The organism is Rhodobacter ferrooxidans (genome assembly GCF_000176015.1).
GTDB classification, from domain to species: domain Bacteria; phylum Pseudomonadota; class Alphaproteobacteria; order Rhodobacterales; family Rhodobacteraceae; genus Pseudorhodobacter_B; species Pseudorhodobacter_B ferrooxidans.
This window is the reverse complement of the sequence record NZ_ACYY01000009.1, coordinates 19,176-36,439: the sequence shown is the minus strand read 5'-3', so window position 1 is coordinate 36,439 and position 17,264 is coordinate 19,176. Positions and strand designations below refer to the sequence as shown.

21 protein-coding genes are annotated in these 17,264 nt (G+C 66.6%); all 21 read left to right on the top strand.

Going from position 1 to position 17,264, the window contains the following annotated elements; genetic code table 11:
* Window positions 1-18: 18 nt before the first annotated feature.
* The 21 genes from nifE (at window position 19) to ureC (ending at window position 17,264) form a co-directional block, all read left to right on the top strand.
* Window positions 19-1,476, top strand: coding sequence for a nitrogenase iron-molybdenum cofactor biosynthesis protein NifE (nifE, locus tag RSW2DRAFT_RS08310; protein WP_008029923.1), 1,458 nt, complete (start codon window positions 19-21; stop codon window positions 1,474-1,476).
* Window position 1,477: 1 nt separating this feature from the next.
* Window positions 1,478-2,857 (top strand): nitrogenase iron-molybdenum cofactor biosynthesis protein NifN, encoded by a 1,380-nt coding sequence (gene nifN / locus RSW2DRAFT_RS08305; RefSeq protein WP_008029921.1) that lies wholly within the window; start codon window positions 1,478-1,480, stop codon window positions 2,855-2,857.
* The gene (gene nifX / locus RSW2DRAFT_RS08300) at window positions 2,829-3,296 is read left to right on the top strand and encodes a nitrogen fixation protein NifX (RefSeq protein ID WP_008029919.1); all 468 of its coding nucleotides are present in this window, start codon (window positions 2,829-2,831) and stop codon (window positions 3,294-3,296) included. Before nifN ends, nifX begins: the two co-directional genes overlap by 29 nt.
* Window positions 3,293-3,766, top strand: a complete 474-nt coding sequence (locus tag RSW2DRAFT_RS08295; RefSeq protein WP_008029916.1) for a NifX-associated nitrogen fixation protein — start codon at window positions 3,293-3,295, stop codon at window positions 3,764-3,766. The genes nifX and RSW2DRAFT_RS08295 overlap by 4 nt, the downstream gene beginning before the upstream one ends.
* 22 nt (window positions 3,767-3,788) lie before the next feature.
* Window positions 3,789-4,100 carry a ferredoxin III, nif-specific gene (gene fdxB, locus RSW2DRAFT_RS08290; RefSeq protein WP_008029914.1) on the top strand — a complete coding sequence of 104 codons (312 nt, stop codon included), beginning with the start codon at window positions 3,789-3,791 and terminating at the stop codon, window positions 4,098-4,100.
* The gene (locus RSW2DRAFT_RS08285) at window positions 4,081-4,617 is read left to right on the top strand and encodes a nitrogen fixation protein NifQ (RefSeq protein WP_008029912.1); all 537 of its coding nucleotides are present in this window, start codon (window positions 4,081-4,083) and stop codon (window positions 4,615-4,617) included. The genes fdxB and RSW2DRAFT_RS08285 overlap by 20 nt, the downstream gene beginning before the upstream one ends.
* 140 nt (window positions 4,618-4,757) lie before the next feature.
* Complete coding sequence (locus tag RSW2DRAFT_RS08280; protein ID WP_008029910.1) at window positions 4,758-5,078, top strand: HesB/IscA family protein; 321 nt, start codon at window positions 4,758-4,760, stop codon at window positions 5,076-5,078.
* Window positions 5,079-5,087: 9 nt separating this feature from the next.
* Window positions 5,088-5,810 (top strand): iron-sulfur cluster assembly scaffold protein, encoded by a 723-nt coding sequence (locus RSW2DRAFT_RS08275; protein WP_008029907.1) that lies wholly within the window; start codon window positions 5,088-5,090, stop codon window positions 5,808-5,810.
* A gap of 10 nt (window positions 5,811-5,820) precedes the next feature.
* The gene (gene nifS, locus RSW2DRAFT_RS08270; RefSeq protein WP_008029904.1) at window positions 5,821-6,999 is read left to right on the top strand and encodes a cysteine desulfurase NifS; all 1,179 of its coding nucleotides are present in this window, start codon (window positions 5,821-5,823) and stop codon (window positions 6,997-6,999) included.
* Window positions 6,996-8,135: a homocitrate synthase gene (gene nifV / locus RSW2DRAFT_RS08265; RefSeq protein ID WP_008029901.1), complete on the top strand. Its 1,140-nt coding sequence runs from the start codon at window positions 6,996-6,998 to the stop codon at window positions 8,133-8,135. Before nifS ends, nifV begins: the two co-directional genes overlap by 4 nt.
* Complete coding sequence (gene nifW, locus RSW2DRAFT_RS08260; protein ID WP_008029900.1) at window positions 8,132-8,500, top strand: nitrogenase stabilizing/protective protein NifW; 369 nt, start codon at window positions 8,132-8,134, stop codon at window positions 8,498-8,500. The genes nifV and nifW overlap by 4 nt, the downstream gene beginning before the upstream one ends.
* A 31-nt stretch (window positions 8,501-8,531) precedes the next feature.
* The gene (locus tag RSW2DRAFT_RS08255; RefSeq protein WP_008029898.1) at window positions 8,532-9,431 is read left to right on the top strand and encodes an electron transfer flavoprotein subunit beta/FixA family protein; all 900 of its coding nucleotides are present in this window, start codon (window positions 8,532-8,534) and stop codon (window positions 9,429-9,431) included.
* A gap of 10 nt (window positions 9,432-9,441) precedes the next feature.
* On the top strand, window positions 9,442-10,533 hold the full coding sequence (locus RSW2DRAFT_RS08250) for an electron transfer flavoprotein subunit alpha/FixB family protein (RefSeq protein ID WP_008029896.1): 1,092 nt from the start codon (window positions 9,442-9,444) through the stop codon (window positions 10,531-10,533).
* Window positions 10,534-10,545: 12 nt separating this feature from the next.
* Entirely contained in the window at window positions 10,546-11,853 is a 1,308-nt protein-coding gene (locus RSW2DRAFT_RS08245; RefSeq protein ID WP_008029894.1) for an FAD-dependent monooxygenase, read from the top strand.
* Window positions 11,850-12,158 carry a ferredoxin family protein gene (locus RSW2DRAFT_RS08240; protein WP_008029892.1) on the top strand — a complete coding sequence of 103 codons (309 nt, stop codon included), beginning with the start codon at window positions 11,850-11,852 and terminating at the stop codon, window positions 12,156-12,158. The genes RSW2DRAFT_RS08245 and RSW2DRAFT_RS08240 overlap by 4 nt, the downstream gene beginning before the upstream one ends.
* 72 nt (window positions 12,159-12,230) lie before the next feature.
* A complete protein-coding gene (gene rpoN, locus RSW2DRAFT_RS08235) occupies window positions 12,231-13,520 on the top strand; it encodes an RNA polymerase factor sigma-54 (RefSeq protein ID WP_008029891.1) in 1,290 nt (429 codons plus the stop codon).
* Window positions 13,521-13,669: 149 nt separating this feature from the next.
* Window positions 13,670-14,491 carry an urease accessory protein UreD gene (locus tag RSW2DRAFT_RS08230; RefSeq protein WP_040671872.1) on the top strand — a complete coding sequence of 274 codons (822 nt, stop codon included), beginning with the start codon at window positions 13,670-13,672 and terminating at the stop codon, window positions 14,489-14,491.
* Entirely contained in the window at window positions 14,488-14,790 is a 303-nt protein-coding gene (locus tag RSW2DRAFT_RS08225; protein ID WP_008029887.1) for an urease subunit gamma, read from the top strand. Before RSW2DRAFT_RS08230 ends, RSW2DRAFT_RS08225 begins: the two co-directional genes overlap by 4 nt.
* A 10-nt stretch (window positions 14,791-14,800) precedes the next feature.
* Window positions 14,801-14,977 carry a hypothetical protein gene (locus tag RSW2DRAFT_RS18275; protein ID WP_008029885.1) on the top strand — a complete coding sequence of 59 codons (177 nt, stop codon included), beginning with the start codon at window positions 14,801-14,803 and terminating at the stop codon, window positions 14,975-14,977.
* On the top strand, window positions 14,974-15,279 hold the full coding sequence (locus tag RSW2DRAFT_RS08220; RefSeq protein ID WP_008029884.1) for an urease subunit beta: 306 nt from the start codon (window positions 14,974-14,976) through the stop codon (window positions 15,277-15,279). The genes RSW2DRAFT_RS18275 and RSW2DRAFT_RS08220 overlap by 4 nt, the downstream gene beginning before the upstream one ends.
* Before the next feature lie 275 nt (window positions 15,280-15,554).
* A complete protein-coding gene (ureC, locus tag RSW2DRAFT_RS08215; RefSeq protein ID WP_008029878.1) occupies window positions 15,555-17,264 on the top strand; it encodes an urease subunit alpha in 1,710 nt (569 codons plus the stop codon).

The window sequence follows — 17,264 nt, the reverse complement described above, 5'->3', positions numbered from 1 at the left end:
GCAACCAAGGGGCAAGCGATGGCCGAAGCACTCAAGACCCAGATCGCCGGGCTGCTGAACGAGCCCGCCTGCGACACCAACCGCGCCAAGGACGAGGGCAGCCGCCGCAAGGGCTGCACCAAGCAACTGACGCCGGGTGCGGCGGCGGGTGGCTGTGCGTTTGACGGTGCGAAGATCGCCTTGCAACCCATTGTTGACGTTGCGCATCTGGTACATGCGCCGCTGGCCTGCGAGGGCAACGGCTGGGACAACCGCGGCTCTGCCTCGTCGGGGTCCGAGATTTACCGCACCGGTTTCACCACCGATCTGACCGAGCTTGATATCGTCATGGGCAATGGCGAGAAGAAGCTGTACCGCGCCATCCGCGAGGTGATTGCCGAACAGGCGCCGGCGGCGGTGTTCGTCTATGCCACCTGCGTTTCCGCCCTGATCGGTGACGATATCGAGGCGGTGTGCAAGGCCGCCACCGAACGCCTTGGCACGCCGGTGATCCCGATCAACGCGCCGGGCTATGTGGGCTCGAAAAACCTCGGCAACAAGCTGGCCGGGGCGGCGCTGTATGCCCATGTCATCGGCACGATGGAGCCTGCCGAGCCGGGGCTTTGCGACATCAACATCATCGGCGATTTCAACCTGTCCGGCGAGCTTTGGCAGGTCAAGCCGCTGCTGGATCGGCTGGGTATCCGCATTCTGGGGTCGATCTCCGGCGATGCCCGTTATGCGCAGGTGGCGATGGCGCACCGGGCGCGAGTGACGATGCTGGTCTGCTCCAAGGCGCTGATCGGTCTGGCGCGGCAGTTGGAAGACGGCTATGGCATCCCGTTCTTCGAAGGCTCTTTCTACGGCATTTCAGACACTTCGGCGGCACTTCGTACCCTTTGCATGAAGTTGGTCGAACGCGGCGCCCCCGCCGATCTGATCCCGCGCTGCGAGGCATTGATTGCGCAGGAGGAGGCGGCAACCTGGGCCGCCCTCGCATCGTTCCGGCCGCGCGTCGCGGGCAAGCGGGTGCTGCTGTACACCGGCGGGCACAAAAGCTGGTCGGTGGTCTCGGCGCTGCAGGAACTGGGGATGGAGGTCGTGGGCACCTCGGTCCGCAAGGCCACCGAGGAGGACAAGGGCCGGGTGGTGGAGATCATGGGCGACGACAGCCACATGTTCGACAACATGGCCCCGCGCGAGATGTATGCCCTGCTGCGCGAGGCCCGCGCCGATGTGCTGATGTCGGGCGGCCGCAGCCAGTTCGTGGCGCTGAAGGCGCGGGTGCCCTGGGTGGATGTGAACCAGGAAAAGCACGAACCCTATGCCGGTTACATGGGCATGATCGGCCTGCTGCGCGCCATCGACCGCGAGATGAACAACCCGATGTGGGCCGACCTGCGCGGCCCGGCACCGTGGGAGGTTGCGGTGCAAGCCCCGGCGCCCGCCCCCCTGCGGCTTGCCAGCGGCTCGCCCGCCGATTTCGAGGATTGCTGAGATGGCGCATCTGGTTCACCCGCAGCGCGCGCTGTCCACCAACCCGCTGAAAACCAGCGCCCCGCTGGGGGCGGCGATGGCCTATCTGGGCATCGAGGGCGCAATTCCGCTGTTTCACGGCGCGCAGGGCTGCACCGCCTTTGCCATGGTGCATCTGGTGCGGCACTTCCGCGAGTCGATCCCGTTGCAGACCACGGCGATGAACGAGGTGTCCGCCATTCTGGGCGGTGGCGAGCAGATCGAGGAAGCGATCGAGAACCTGCGCAAGCGGGCGAAACCGAAGTTCATCGGCATTGCCTCGACCGCGCTGGTGGAAACCCGCGGCGAGGATGTGGCGGGCGAATTGCGCGAAATGCTGGCGCGGCGGGCGGATTTCGCCGGTACGGCAGTGGTTTACGCCGCCACCCCGGATTTCGCCGGCGGGCTGGAGGATGGTTGGGCGCGGGCGGTCGAGGCGATCATCGCCGCCTTGGTGCCTGCGCAGGCTGGTCCGAAAATCGCCGGGCAGGTGAACCTGCTGGCGGGCAGTCACCTGACCCCGGCGGAAGTCGAGGCGGTGGCCGATATGGTCCGCGGCTTTGGCCTGACCCCGATCGTGCTGCCCGATCTTTCCACCTCGCTGGATGGGCATCTGTCGGATGACTGGTCGGGCACCTCGCTGGGCGGCACCCGGTTGGCCGAGATCGCCCGCATGGGCCAAAGCATCGCTACCCTGGCCATCGGCACCGCGATGCGCCCTGCGGCGGAGGCTTTGGCAAACCGGGGTGTGCCGCCGCAGGTATTCGCGTCACTGACCGGGCTGAAGGCGGTCGATGCGTTTGTCACCGCCCTGATGCAGCTTTCCGGCCGCGATGCCCCGGCGACCATCAAGCGCGACCGCGCGCGGCTGGCCGACGCCTGCCTTGATGCGCATTTCCAGATTGGCGGGCTGCGGGTCGCCCTGGGGGCCGACCCCGATCTGGGCTTTGCCCTTGGCACCGCGCTGACCGCCCTGGGGGCCGAGATCGTCACCGCCGTGACCACCTCTGGCCTGAACCCCATCGCCGCAGATATCCCCGCCGCCGAGGTGATCCTGGGCGATCTGGGCGATCTGGAACGCGGTGCTGCCACGGCCAAGGCCCACCTGATCCTGACCCACGCGCATGGCCGGATGGCCGCCGAACGGCTGCACCTGCCGCATGTCCGCGCCGGATTTCCGGTGTTCGACCGGCTGGGTGCGCAGGACCAGTGCCGGGTCGGCTATGCCGGAACCCGCGCCTTTTATTACGAGATTGCCAATGCCGTGCTGGCCCACCCCCACCGCCCGAGGCCCGAGGATTTCGGCGCCACCCCCGTTGCGCAGGAGTTCGACCATGCCTCCCCGCCGCCTTCGACTCATTGACCCGGAGCCCGCCATGACCAACGCCCTGAAAATCGCCATTGCCACCAATGACATGGAAAACCTGAACGCGCATTTCGGCTCGGCCCGCAACTTCGCGATCTACGAGGTCAGCGCCACCGCCGCGCGCTTTGTCGAGGCGGTGTCGTTCGAAAGCGTCACCGGCCAGACCGCGAAACACGACGACGAAGTGGACCGCATCTCTGCCAAGGTCGAGGCGCTGGAGGGTTGCGCGCTGATGTTCGTGCTGGCCATCGGCGGGCCGTCGGCGGCGCGGGTGGTGCGGGCCGGGGTGCATCCGATCAAGCGCCGCGACCCCGAGCCGATTGCGGCGGTGCTGGCGCAGGTGCAGGAGATGCTGAAGAACGGCCCGCCGCCGTTCCTGCGCAAGGCGATGGGGCTTTCGCGCGGCAGTTTCATCGACGCCGAGGTGGGCCAATGACCGACACGCAGACCCTCACCGCGCGCGGCGGCGACTGGCCGGACAGCGCCTTTCTGAAACAGTTGGTGGCGGTGGTGCGGGCCGAGGATGGCCATGGCGCCTGGGACAACAAGACCGACCCCGAATTGCTGTCGGAATTCATCCTGACCGCCGAGGAACGCCGCGACATGCCGATCATGGGCGACCCCGACCCCGATACCGTCTGGCGGCTGGAGAAGTTCTACGCCGCCATCGGGTTGCTGATCGAACGGCAATCGGGCTGCATGGCCACGCCGATGAGCAAGTTCAGCCATGAAGGCTTTGGCCGCATGGTGCTGATTGCCGGCAAGCTGGTGGTGCTTTCGAAACACCTGCGCGACATCCACCGTTTCGGCTTTGCCTCCTGGGCCAAGCTGGCCGAGGCGGGCGAAAAGCTGACCGCCGATGCCGTTGCCACCATTGAAACCTACCCGGATGCCGCGCGGGCCTGAGGTCTGCGGGAAAGGAAAACTCATGCCGATCACTGCCTTTACCCGCGATGGCACCGAATATGTGCCGCTGTTCCTGACCGCGATCGACGCCGCCAAATGCATCGGCTGCGGCCGTTGCTACAAGGTTTGTGGCCGCCCGGTGATGACCCTGCGCGGAGTCACCGAGGATGGCGCGATTGTCGAGGTGTCGGAGGATGACGACGATGATGACGACGACGGCGATATCGTCCGCAAGATCATGGTGATGGTCGATGCCGGGGCCTGCGTCGGCTGTGGCGCCTGCAACCGGGTCTGCCCGAAGGACTGCCAGACCCATGCAGCCGCCGAAGCCTGACCCGGCCCCCTTGGGCGACCTGCGCGCCGATCTGGGCGCCATTCTGCTGCATGCGTTGGCCGAACGGGCGCAGGGCCGGGGGCGGCTGACCGACCTGCTGGGGCTGGAGGGCAAGTCCTTGGCGCGGCTGGGCGAACGCTGGTTTCCGGGGTTGGCGCTGCCCGATCTGGATGCCCCGCTGGCTGCGGTGCCCGAGGATCAGGCGGCGATCACCCTGATGATCCGCTGGCGCGGCGGCGCCAATTCCGAGGAAAGCTTCTGGCTGGCGCATATCCTTGCCCGCCGGTCGATGGAGGCGCGGCACCTGTGGGAAGACCTTGGTCTGCCCGACCGCCCGGCGCTTGGCCGCCTGATCGCCCGCGAATTTCCCCGGCTTGCCGCCGCCAACAGCCGCAACATGCGCTGGAAGCGGTTCTTCTACCGCCAGATCTGCAGCGAAACCGGTGCCACGATGTGCCTGTCGCCGAATTGCGAAGATTGCCCGGAAAAGACCGTCTGCTTTGCCCCCGAGGCGTGACGCGCTGTCGCAAACCCGCCATTGTCGGATTGGCCCCTTGCGACACGGCCCAGCCAAGCCGCTGAAATCCCGATAAAACCACACTTGGCACGGCTGCTGCTTCTCCTATCCCGAACCCTCCGTCGGAACAGGAGCAGACGATGATCGAAATCACCCCCGCCGCCCGTGACGCCATCCGCACCGCGATTGCCGGGGCCGCCCAACCGGTCGCTGGCCTGCGGGTCATGGTGCAGACCGGCGGTTGCGCCGGCCTGAAATACGGCATGGCGCTGGAGCTTGACGCCGCCCCCGGCGATGCGGTGATCGAATCCGATGGCGTGACCGTGCTGGTCGATGCCGAAAGCCAGGCGCATCTGCAGGGTGCCACCATCGACTTCGTGTCCAACCTCGAAGGCGCGGGTTTCGTGTTCGACAACCCGAATGCCACCAGCAGCTGCGGCTGCGGCAAATCCTTCTGCTAGGGGGCGACGATGCTGGGGTCTTCCGATCAGGTCCGCGACCATTTCTTCAACCCGCGCAATGGCGGTGCCCTTGAGGGTGCCAATGCGGTGGGCGAGGCGGGTTCCTTGAGCGCGGGCCATGCGCTGCGGCTGATGCTGCGGGTCAACCCGGAAACCGAAGTGATCGAGGAAGCCCGTTTCCAGAGCTTTGGCGGCTTTCCGGCGATTGCCGCGGGGTCGGTGCTGACCGAACTGGTGCAGGGCAAATCGGTGGCCGAGGCGCGGCTGCTGACTGGCGCCGATATCGCGCAGGCATTGGGTGGATTGCCGGAAGACCAGATGCAAAGCCCGGCGATGGGCGCGCAGGCTTTGGCCGCGGCCTTGGCGGTGTTCACCGGCGAGCCGTTGCCGGTGCCGCAGCCGGTGACGCCGCTGACCGTCTCGCCGCGGCAATCCTTTGTGCCGATTGCCCCCACCCATCCCTCGCAGCCCCGCGTTGCCCGCGAGGTGCCGCTGTCGCCCGCCGAGGAAGCCGCCGAAGTGGCGCGGATCCTGGAGCAGATGCGGGCGGTGTTCCGCGCCGATGGCGGCGATGTCGAGCTGATGGAGTTCTCCGGCAGCCGGGTGCAGGTGCATCTGACCGGCGCCTGCAAGGGCTGCCAGATGGCCTCGCTGACGCTGGGCGGCTTGCAAAAGCGCATTGCCGACGCGCTGGGCCGGCCGATCCGCGTCATCCCCGTGGCGAAAAGCTGAGGGTCAGGCCATGCGCAGCTATCTCGACAACAACGCCACCACCCGCCTTGCCTCCGAGGCGTTGACCGCGATGTTGCCGCATCTGGCCGAGGCTTATGGCAACCCGTCGTCGATGCACGCGCTGGGCAATCAGGCGGCGCGGGCGGTGGGTGTTGCGCGGGCACAGGTGCGCGGGCTTTTGGGGGCGGCGCTGGAGGAGGAGATCATTTTCACCTCGGGTGGCACCGAGGCCAATACCACGGCGATCATGGCGGGGCTGGCCGATCCTGCGCGGCGCGAGATCATCACCTCGACCGTCGAACACCCGTCGATCCTGGCGCTGTGCGGCTTTCTGGAGCAAAGCGCCGGGGTGCGGGTGCATCGCATCGGGGTGGACGGGCAGGGGCGGCTGGACATCGACGCCTATCGCGCCGCCCTGGGGCCGCAGACGGCGCTGGTCAGCCTGATGTGGGCCAACAACGAAACCGGCACGATTTTCCCCATCGAGGGGCTGGCGGAACTGGCGCATCAGGCGGGGGCGCTGTTTCACACCGATGCGGTGCAGGCGGCGGGGAAATGCCCGCTGGACCTGGCGGCGTCGGGGGTGGATATGGCCTCGGTTTCCGCCCACAAGCTGCATGGGCCGAAGGGCGTCGGCGCGCTTTATCTGCGCAAGGGCACGCGGTTCCAGCCCTTGCTGCGCGGTGGCAAGCAGGAACGCGGGCGGCGGGCGGGTACCTTGAACGTGCCGGGGATTGTGGGTTTCGGGGCGGCGGCAGACCTGGTTTCCACCCATGATTTCCGCAAGATAGCCACCCTGCGCGACCGGCTGGAGGCGGGGATTCTGTCCCGCATCGCCGGGGTGCAGGTGCTTGGCGACCGGCTGGACCGGCTGGGCAATACCTGCGCCTTGGCCTTTGATTTCGTCGAAGGCGAGGCGCTGGTGATGCTGTTGGACCGCGAAGGGATTGCGGCCTCGTCGGGCTCGGCCTGCGCCTCGGGGGCGATGGAACCCAGCCCGGTGTTGCGGGCGATGAAGCTGCCGTTTGCGGCGCTGCATGGCGGGCTGCGGCTGTCGCTGTCGTGTGAAACCACCGACGCGGAGGTCGATCATGTGCTGGCGGTGCTGCCGGGCATCGTCGAAAAGCTGCGGGCGCTGTCGCCGTTTGGCGCGGGCCAGCCCGACTTTGCCGGGGAGGCCGTGCGATGAAACCGCTGGTGCTGTGCGACACCACCCTGCGCGACGGCGAGCAGACCGCCGGTGTGGCGTTCTCCAGCGCCGAAAAGCGGGCGATCGCCCGGGCTTTGGACGGCGCAGGGTTGGCCGAGATCGAGCTTGGCGTGGCGGCGATGGGGCCATCGGAGATTGCCGACATCCGCGCCATGGCCGCCGATCTGCGCCGCGCGGAACCGGTGGTCTGGTGCCGGTTGCGCCCCGAGGATCTGGAGCAGGCCGCGAAATGCGGCGTGCGGCGGCTGCATGTGGCGGCCCCCACCTCCGACCGGCAGATGGCGGGCAAGCTGCGGGTGGATGCCGCCTGGCTGAAGCGCGAACTGGCCGGTTGGGTGGGGCGGGCGACCCAAGGTGGTTTTGCGGTGTCGGTCGGCGCCGAGGATGCCTCGCGCACTGACCCCGGCTTTCTGGCCGAGATTGCGGGCATTGCGGCCAAGGCGGGCGCGATCCGCTTCCGGCTGGCCGATACGCTGGGCATCCTCGACCCCTTTGCGGCGCATGATCTGGTGGCGCAATTGCTGCCGCGCCTGACCCTGCCGCTGGAGTTTCACGCTCATAACGATTTCGGCATGGCCACCGCCAACACTCTGGCGGCTGCCAAGGCCGGGGCCAGCCATCTGTCGGTGACGGTCAACGGTCTGGGCGAACGGGCGGGCAACGCGGCGCTGGAGGAGGTGGCGGCGGTGCTGGCGGCGGGCGGGCGGCAAACCGGCATCGCGCTGGACAAGTTGGTTGCCCTGTCGGCGCTGGTGGCAAAGGCCTCCGGGCGGCCGGTGCCTGCGGCAAAACCCATCGTCGGGGATGCGGTGTTCACCCACGAGGCGGGCATCCATGTCGATGCGCTGCTGAAGGACCGCCGCACCTATGAAAGTGCCGCCCTGCCGCCGGAACGCTTTGGACGGCAACACCGGCTGGTGGCGGGCAAGCACTCCGGCGCTGCGGGAATTGCCCGGGCGCTGGCCGAAGCCGGCCTGCCGCATGACCCCGACACCGTGCGCGCCCTGCAACCGGGCCTGCGCACCTGGGCATCCCGTTCGAAACGCTGGGCTGGCCCCGGCGATCTGGCGGCCTTGCTGGCCTGTGTTCAACCCCTTGGAAAGGCTTCAGAATGACCCGTGTGATCCAGAAACCGATTGCCACCCCGCGCGCTTCCGTGCTGGCGCAGATCCAGGCGCTGCCCTCGACCGAGGCGATCTTCGAATTCCTCGACGTGCCCTACAACCCCGAGGTGGTGAACGTCGCCCGCCTGCATATCCTCAAACGCATGGGGGTCTATCTGCAACCCGCCAGCCTGTCGGGGCAAAGCGATGCCACCATTCTGGCCGCCGCCAAGGACGCGCTGCGCCGGGCGCATGCCGATTTCGAAACCAGCACGCCGTTGCAGGAAAAGGTGTTCAAGGTGCTGGCCAATGCCAATGCCAAGCGCAGCCCGCGGCTGGTGCCGCTGAGCGCGATCCGCCCCGCGACCCTGAAATGACCCTGAAGAAATGACCACAAGGAAGCCCGCCATGGATGAGCCGATCATCGAAGCCCTGGAGCCGCCAAAGCCCGAACCCAAGGGGCTGAACATCGTGGTCTGCATCAAGCAGGTGCCGGATTCGGCGCAGATCCGGGTGCATCCGGTGACCAACACCATCATGCGGCAAGGCGTGCCCACGATCATCAACCCCTATGACCTGTTCGCGCTGGAAGAAGCCTTGCGGCTGCGCGACCAGTATGACGGGCAGGTGACGGTGCTGAGCATGGGTCCGCCGATGGCCGAGGATGCCTTGCGCCGCGCCTTGGGGCTGGGGGCCGACCGCGCGGTGCTGATCACCGACCGCCGGTTTGCCGGGTCGGATACTCTGGCCACGTCCTTCGCCTTGGCCACCGCCCTGGGCAAGATTGCCGAGGAACGGCCCATCGACATCGTGTTCACCGGCAAGCAGACCATCGACGGCGATACCGCCCAGGTTGGTCCCGGCATTGCTCGGCGCATGGGGCTGAACCAGCTGACCTATGTCTCGGCCATCGACTCGCTTGACCTTGGCCAGAAGGCCATCGTGGTGCGGCGGCGCTCGGAAGGCGGGGTGCAGGTGCTGCGATCCAGACTGCCCTGCCTGATTACCATGCTGGAGGATACCAACACCATCCGCCGCGGCTCGATCCAGGACCTTTTGCGCGCCGCCCGCGCCCCGGTGGCGATCTGGTCGGCGGAAGATGCAGGCGTTGCCGACCCGATGAAATGCGGTCTGCGCGGCTCGCCCACCGTGGTGAAGCGGGTGTTTGCCCCCAGCCCGCGGGCTGAGAAGGCCGAGATGGTGACCATCGAAGGCAAGGCGCCGGCGCAGATCGGTGACGCGCTGATCGACCTGCTGTTCGCCCGCGATCCGAAACTTGAAGCGGTGATGACCGCCCCCCGCCCGTAAGGAGCACGCCATGGCCGAAGCCCCGAAACCACCAGCCGCCAGCCGCGCCGGCATGAAGAAGGAACTGCCCGAGCGGTTCCGCGACTACAAGGATGTCTGGGTGTTCATCGAGGTCGAACGCGGCCGGGTGCATCCGGTGTCGTGGGAGCTGATGGGCGAAGGCCGCAAGCTGGCCGACAAGCTGGGCTGCCAACTGGCCGCCGTGGTGATCGGCCCCAAGGCCGAAACCACCAAGCGCGCCATCAAGCAGACCTACCATTACGGCGCCGACGTTTGCTACATCGTCGAACATGCCGCCCTGACCGACTACCGCAACGAGCCCTATACCCAGGTGCTGACCAATCTGGTCGATACCCACAAGCCCGAGATCCTGCTGCTGGGCGCGACGCCCTTGGGCCGCGATCTGGCGGGGTCGGTGGCGACCACCTTGCAGACCGGGCTGACGGCGGATGCCACCGAACTGGCCATCGACGACGACATGTGCCTTGGCGCGACGCGGCCCACCTTTGGCGGCACGCTGCTCTGCACCATTTATTCGCTGAACCACCGCCCGCAAATGGCCACGGTGCGCCCCCGCGTCATGGCGATGCCGACGCCCGACCCCAGCCTTTCTGGCCGGATGGTCTGGGACAGCTTCAAGATGAAAGAGGCCGACATCATCACCAAGGTGCTGGAGTTCGTGTCCGACAACACCAGCAAGGATGCGAACCTCGCCTATGCCGATATCGTGGTGGCGGGCGGCATGGGGCTGCGCAACGAGGGCAACCTGCGGCTGGTGCGCAATCTGGCGCAGGTGCTGGGCGGCGAATGGGGCTGCTCGCGTCCGGTGGTGCAGAAGGGCTGGGCCACGGCGGATCGGCAGATCGGCCAGACCGGCAACACCATCCGGCCGCGGCTTTACATTGCTGCGGGGATCTCTGGCGCCATTCAACACCGCGTGGGGGTGGAGGGTGCCGATCTGATCGTGGCGATCAACACCGATCCCAACGCAAGGATCTTCGATTTCGCCCATCTGGGCGTGGTGGCCGATGCGCTGACACTTCTGCCGGCGCTGACCGAAGCCTTCGCCCGCCGCCTTGGCGCGCGCGCGCTGGCAAGCTGAGGAGCACCCGCGATGTCTGACCATTTCGACGCAATCGTGGTGGGGGCCGGGCCTTCGGGCAATGCCTGCGCCTATGTGATGGCCAAGGCCGGTCTGAACGTGCTGCAGATCGACCGTGGCGAATATCCCGGCTCGAAAAACGTGCAGGGCGCCATTCTGTATGCCGACGCGCTGGAACGCATCATCCCCGATTTCCGCGACGATGCCCCGCTGGAGCGGCATGTGATCGAACAGCGGTTCTGGATGTTGTCGGAAAAATCCCACACCGGCGCGCAGTATCGCTCCGACGAGTTCAACGAGGAACGCCCGAACCGCTACACCATTCTGCGGGCACAGTTCGACAAGTGGTTCTCGCGGCAGGTGCGGGCGGCGGGGGCGGTGCTGATCACCGAAACCACGGTGAAAGACCTGATCAAGGACGACGCCGGCCGGGTGATCGGCGTGATCACCGACCGCGAGGGCGGGCCGATCTATGCCAATGCCGTGGTGCTGGCCGAAGGCGTGAACGGCATCGTCGGCCAACGCGCCAAGCTGCGCCCGGAAATCAAGGCCAACCATGTGGCCTTGGCGGTGAAGGAAACCTTGTTCCTGCCCGAAGAAACCGTGCGCGAACGCTTCAACCTGGCGGGCGAGGAGGACGGCGTGGTGATCGAGGTCTTGGGGTCGGTTTCCTCGGGCATGGTCGGCACCGGCTTCCTTTATACCAACAAGGAATCCATCTCGATCGGCGTCGGCTGTCTTCTGTCGGATTTTGCCGAAACCAAGATCGCGCCCTATGCGCTTTTGGACAAGTTCAAGCAGCACCCGTCGGTGGCCCCGCTGCTGAAGGGCGCCGAGATGAAGGAATATGTGGCGCACCTGATCCCCGAGGGTGGCTATGACGCCATTCCGCGGCTGACCGGGGATGGCTGGCTGATCGTCGGTGATGCAGGCCAGTTCGTGAACGCCGTTCACCGTGAAGGCTCGAATCTGGCGATGACCTCGGGGCGCTTGGCGGCGGAAACGCTGATCCAGCTTCGGGCCGAGGGCAAGCCGGTCACCGAGGCCACCCTGAAGCTTTACCGCGACAAGCTGGCCGACAGCTTCGTGATGAAAGACCTGAAGAAATACCGCAAGGTGCCGCGCTTGCTGGAAGGCAACCGGCAGTTCTTCACCACCTATCCCGCGGTGGTGAACAAGGCGATGCAGATGTTCCTGCGGGTCGATGGCGTGGACAAGGCCAGCAAGGAGGCCGCGATGATGCGCGGCGTGGCCAAGGCGCGTGGCGGCTGGTGGGGCGTGGTGACGGATATTTTCAAAATGGCGAGGGCCTGGCGATGACCGACAAGACCAACAAGACCGGGCCGCAGATGGAAGAGCGGCTGTATCAGAACCGCTATCTGGTGGACGAGGGCAACCCGCATGTCACCATCCATTCGCAGCCCGGCGGCGACAGTGCAGCACTGAAATCGCTGACCGAGATCTGCCCGGCGGGCTGCTATCGCACCGGCGAGGATGGCCGAGTGGAAGTGGTGCCCGATGGTTGCATGGAATGTGGCTCGTGCCGTATCCTGACCCAGGCCACCGGCGAGATCGAATGGTCCTACCCGCGCGGCGGCTTCGGCATCCTGTTCAAGTTCGGCTGATCCCTGCCGCGGCGGGGCCTGGCGCGACGATCTGACCACGCTGCAACTGCAGCATCGTGCTAGGCTGTCCGCATGGAGATGCAACGCTTCCAGCGCCAGACCACCGCTCTGGCCATGACCACCACGATGCAGGCGGCCTTGCGCATCCTGCAGATGAACAACCTCGACCTGACGGACTATCTGGCGCAGCAGGCGCTGGAAAACCCCTGCCTCGATCTGCGCCCGCCCAAGGTGACGCGGCTGACTGGGGCGCAGGGCGCCGACTGGGACGAGATCGCCACGCTGGCCGCGGCCCCCCGCAGCCTTTACGCCCATGTCGCGGCGCAGATCGAAACCGCGTTTCCGGGGGCCGAGGACCGCCGCATCGCCCTGGCCTTTGCCGAAGGTCTGGAGCCTTCGGGCTGGCTGGGGGTGCCGCTGGCATTCGTGGCGCAAAGCTGCGGGGTGGATGAGGCCGAGGCGCTGGCGGTGCTGGAGCATCTGCAACAGTTTGAACCCGCAGGGCTTTTCGCCCGCGATCTGGCGGAATGTCTAAGCCTGCAAGCCGCCGACCAGGGGCTGCTGACCTGGGAGATGCAGACCCTCCTGGCCAACCTGCCTTTGCTGGCGGCGGGAAAGCTGGCTGACCTCGCAAGCCTTTGCGACGCCACCCCCGACGACATCCGCGCCGCCCTGGCGGTGATCCGCAGCTTCGATCCCAAGCCCGGCGCCCGCTTTGCCGCCGCCCCGGCGCCGATCCATCCGCCCGATCTGCGGGTGTTCTGGCAGGACGGCGGCTGGGTGGTGGAGCTGAACCGCTCGACCCTGCCGCGCCTGCGGCTGACCGGCGACGATCTGCCCGCCCCCGATGCTGCAACCCGCGCCTATCTGGTGCAAGCCCGCAGCGAGGCGCGGTTTTTGCTGCGGGCGATGGAGCGGCGGCAGTCCACGCTGTTGCGCACCGCCATGCTGCTGGTGCAGCATCAGGTGGCGTTCCTGTCGCACGGCGCGCGGCATATCAAGCCCCTGTCGATGGACGAGGTGGCGGCGGAACTGGCGTTGCATCCTTCCACCATCAGCCGCGCCACCGCCTCGCGCTTGATCGAAACCCCGCGCGGCACCCTGCCGTTGCAGGCTTTCTTCAGCCGCGCGGTTGGCCCGGACACCGGCGACGAGGCGCAATCGCAAGACGCGCTGATCGCCCTGGTGGCCGAGATCGTGGCCGGTGAAGACAAGTCCCGCCCGCTGAGTGACGCGGCGATTCAGGCGTTGGCCAAGGCCGCCGGGGCGACGCTGGCCCGCCGCACCGTCACCAAATACCGCGAGCAACTGGGCATCCTGTCCTCTTACGACCGCAAGCGCAGCGCAGGACTGGCACCTTAGGGCCGTTGCTGCAATCGCCCGAAAATCCGGCACAACGCCGGAAATTTGGGCATACAAACTTTCCCCACAGCAAAATTCCAGCGCCGCACGGCTGCCGGGTTGCGACAGGCACCGCTCTGCCCACGATGGACGTCAGATCGGGGCGCAACATGCTGGATACCACCCACCCTCCACGGATGCAGCGCAGTCGCGGCACGGCGATGGTGGCGTTTCACCACGCCCGCGGTGCCACAAGGCTGGCCGATCTGGCAATGGCGGGGTCGGCCAAGGTGATGCTGCCGCGCGTGCCGGGCGATGTGCCGGAGGTGGTGCTGCTGAACACCTCGGGCGGGCTGACCGGCGGTGATCGGCTGTCTTTCCAATTGCAGATCGGCGCGGGGTGTCGCGTTTTGGCCACCACCCAGACCGCCGAGCGTGGCTATGCCGCCCTGGGGGTTCCGGCGCAGGTTTTGGTTCGGGCAAGCATTGGGGCCGGGGCGCGGCTGGACTGGCTGCCGCAGGAGACGCTGCTGTATCAGGACGCGCATCTGGAACGGCGGACCGAGATTGATCTGGCCACGGGTGCCGAGTGTCTGCTGGCCGAAAGTCTGGTGCTGGGGCGGCAGGCGATGGGCGAGACCTTGCGCAGCGCCACCCTGCAAGACCGCCGGATGATCCGCCGCGACGGCCGCCCGGTCTGGGCCGACAGCTTTTATCTGGACGGCGGCGTGCTGGCCGACGGATCAGCGGCGCTGCTGAACGGCGCGCGGGCTTTGGCGGTGGTCTGTCTGGTGGCGCAGGGGGCCGAGGATGCGGTCGGCCCGGTGCGGGCGGTGCTGGGCGATGGCGCTGTGTCCGGCTGGGATGGGCGCTGCATCGTGCGGCTTTGTGCGCCGGATGGCTGGCCGCTGCGGCAGCAACTGGCGCAGGTGTTGCGGATACTGACCGGGCGGCAATTGCCGCGGGTCTGGCAAGGCGGAGGCTTCCCATGAACCTGACCCCGCGCGAGCGTGAAAAGCTGCTGGTGTCGCTGGCCGCGATGGTGGCGCGCAACCGGCTGGCACGCGGCGTGAAGCTCAACCACCCCGAGGCGGTGGCGCTGATCACCGATTTCGTGGTGGAAGGCGCCCGCGATGGCCGATCCGTGGCCGATCTGATGCAGGCCGGGGCGCAAGTGATCCGTGCCGAGCAGTGCATGGACGGCATCCCCGAGATGATCGCGTCGGTGCAGGTCGAGGCGACCTTTCCCGATGGCACCAAGCTTGTCACCGTTCACCATCCCATCCGCTGAAAGGTTTCCCATGCGCATGCTCCTCCTGCTGACCCTGCTGCCCACCGCCGCCCTGGCCCATGCGGGCGACCATTCCCATGTCGGGTTGTTTCACCTGCTGACCGAGCCGGACCATCTGGCAATGCTTGCCGTCGCCGTGGTCGCCGTGGCACTGGCGGTCTGGTGGCACAAGGGGCGGCAGGAATGATCCCCGGCGAGGTGATCTGTGCCGCGGGCGAGATTGAACTCAACGCCGGGGCGGCGGCGATCACCCTGATGGTGGCCAATACCGGCGACCGCCCAGTGCAGGTGGGGTCGCACTACCATTTCGCCGAAACCAACGCAGGCCTCGCCTTCGACCGCACCGCCGCCCGTGGCATGCGGCTGGACATCGCCGCCGGCACCGCCGTCCGCTTCGAGCCCGGCCAACGCCGCGAAGTGCGCCTTGTCCCCTACGGCGGCGCGCGCCGGGTGTTCGGGTTCAATGGCGCCGCGATGGGGGATTTGTGATTTTGATCTATTGCTCGGCAACTTCGAGCAACGCGGCGACAAAGGCAACAAGGCACTCAGGTGAAACACCTTCGGAATGGATCGCCAACGTGATGGCAACGATGTTGAGAAGCGAACTAAATTTCATTCGTGTGGCTCCTTGTGGAGCGGACCTGTGTCCGCGAGGAGCCTCCCAATCTTCACACATCTGGCCGTGGTCCTATGCACGCCCGTGGCGAACGATGGTCCCGTAGAAAAGTAGTTCCGTATTTGTATATGATTTCAGAGGATTAGGTATGCCCACCCGCATCTCCCGCCCCGACTATGCCGCGATGTATGGCCCGACCACCGGCGACCGGGTGCGGCTGGGCGATACCGATCTGATCATCGAGGTCGAGCGTGACCTGACCACTTACGGCGAGGAGGTGAAGTTCGGCGGCGGCAAGGTGATCCGTGACGGCATGGGGCAATCGCAGGTCAGCCGGGCGGGCGGCGCGGTGGATACGGTGATCACCAACGCGCTGATCCTCGACCATTCCGGTATCTACAAGGCCGATATCGGGCTGCGGGGCGGGCTGATCCATGCCATCGGCAAGGCGGGCAACCCCGACACCCAAAGCGGTGTGACCATCATCATCGGCCCCGGCACCGAGGTGATCGCGGGCGAGGGCAAGATTGTCACCGCCGGTGGTTTTGACGCGCATATCCACTTCATAGCACCCGGGCAGATCGAGGATGCGCTGCATTCGGGCATCACCACCATGCTGGGCGGCGGCACCGGGCCTGCGCATGGCACCCTCGCAACGACCTGCACCCCCGGCCCGTGGCATATCGGGCGGATGTTGCAGGCGCTGGATGCCTTCCCCATCAATTTCGGCCTGTCGGGCAAGGGCAACGCCAGCCGCCCCGAGGCTTTGGTGGAAATGGTGCGCGGCGGCGCCTGTGCCTTGAAACTGCACGAGGATTGGGGCACCACCCCTGCCGCCATCGACTGCTGCCTGACGGTGGCGGATGCCATGGACGTGCAGGTGATGATCCACACCGACACGCTCAATGAGTCCGGCTTTGTCGAGAATACCCTGGCCGCGATCAAGGGCCGCACCATCCATGCCTTCCATACCGAAGGCGCGGGGGGTGGCCATGCGCCCGACATCATCAAGGTGGTGTCCAGCCCGAATGTGATCCCCAGTTCCACCAACCCGACGATGCCCTACACAGTGAACACGCTGGAAGAGCATCTGGACATGCTGATGGTCTGCCATCACCTTGACCCTTCGATCCCCGAGGATGTGGCCTTTGCCGAAAGCCGCATCCGGCGCGAGACGATTGCGGCGGAAGATATCCTGCACGACATGGGGGCGTTTTCGATCCTGTCGTCGGACAGTCAGGCGATGGGGCGGGTGGGCGAGGTGATCACCCGCACCTGGCAGACCGCCCACAAGATGAAGCAGCAGCGCGGGCGGCTGGCCGAGGAAACCGGCGCCAACGACAACATCCGCGCCCGGCGCTATGTGGCGAAATACACCATCAACCCGGCGATTGCCCAAGGCATGAGCCGCCATATCGGCAGCATCGCGGTCGGCAAGCGCGCCGATCTGGTGCTGTGGTGGCCTGCGTTTTTCGGGGCCAAGCCCGAGATGGTTCTGGTCGGCGGCACCATCGCCTGTGCGCAGATGGGCGACACCAACGCCAGCATCCCCACGCCGCAGCCGGTGTATTCGCGCCCCATGTTTGGCAGCTTTGGCCGGGCGATGGAGCGGGGGTCGGTGCTGTTCGTATCCGCCGCCGCACAGGCCGACGGGTTGCGCGGCAGCCTGGGGTTGGCCAAGGAGACCGTGGCGGTGGAGAATACTCGGCACATCGGCAAGGCCGATATGGTGCTGAACGACGCGCTGCCGCAGATCGAGGTGCATCCCGAAACCTACGAGGTGCGGGCCAATGGCGAATTGTTGACCTGCGAACCGGCGCGCGAACTGCCGCTGGCGCAGCGTTATTTCCTGTATTGA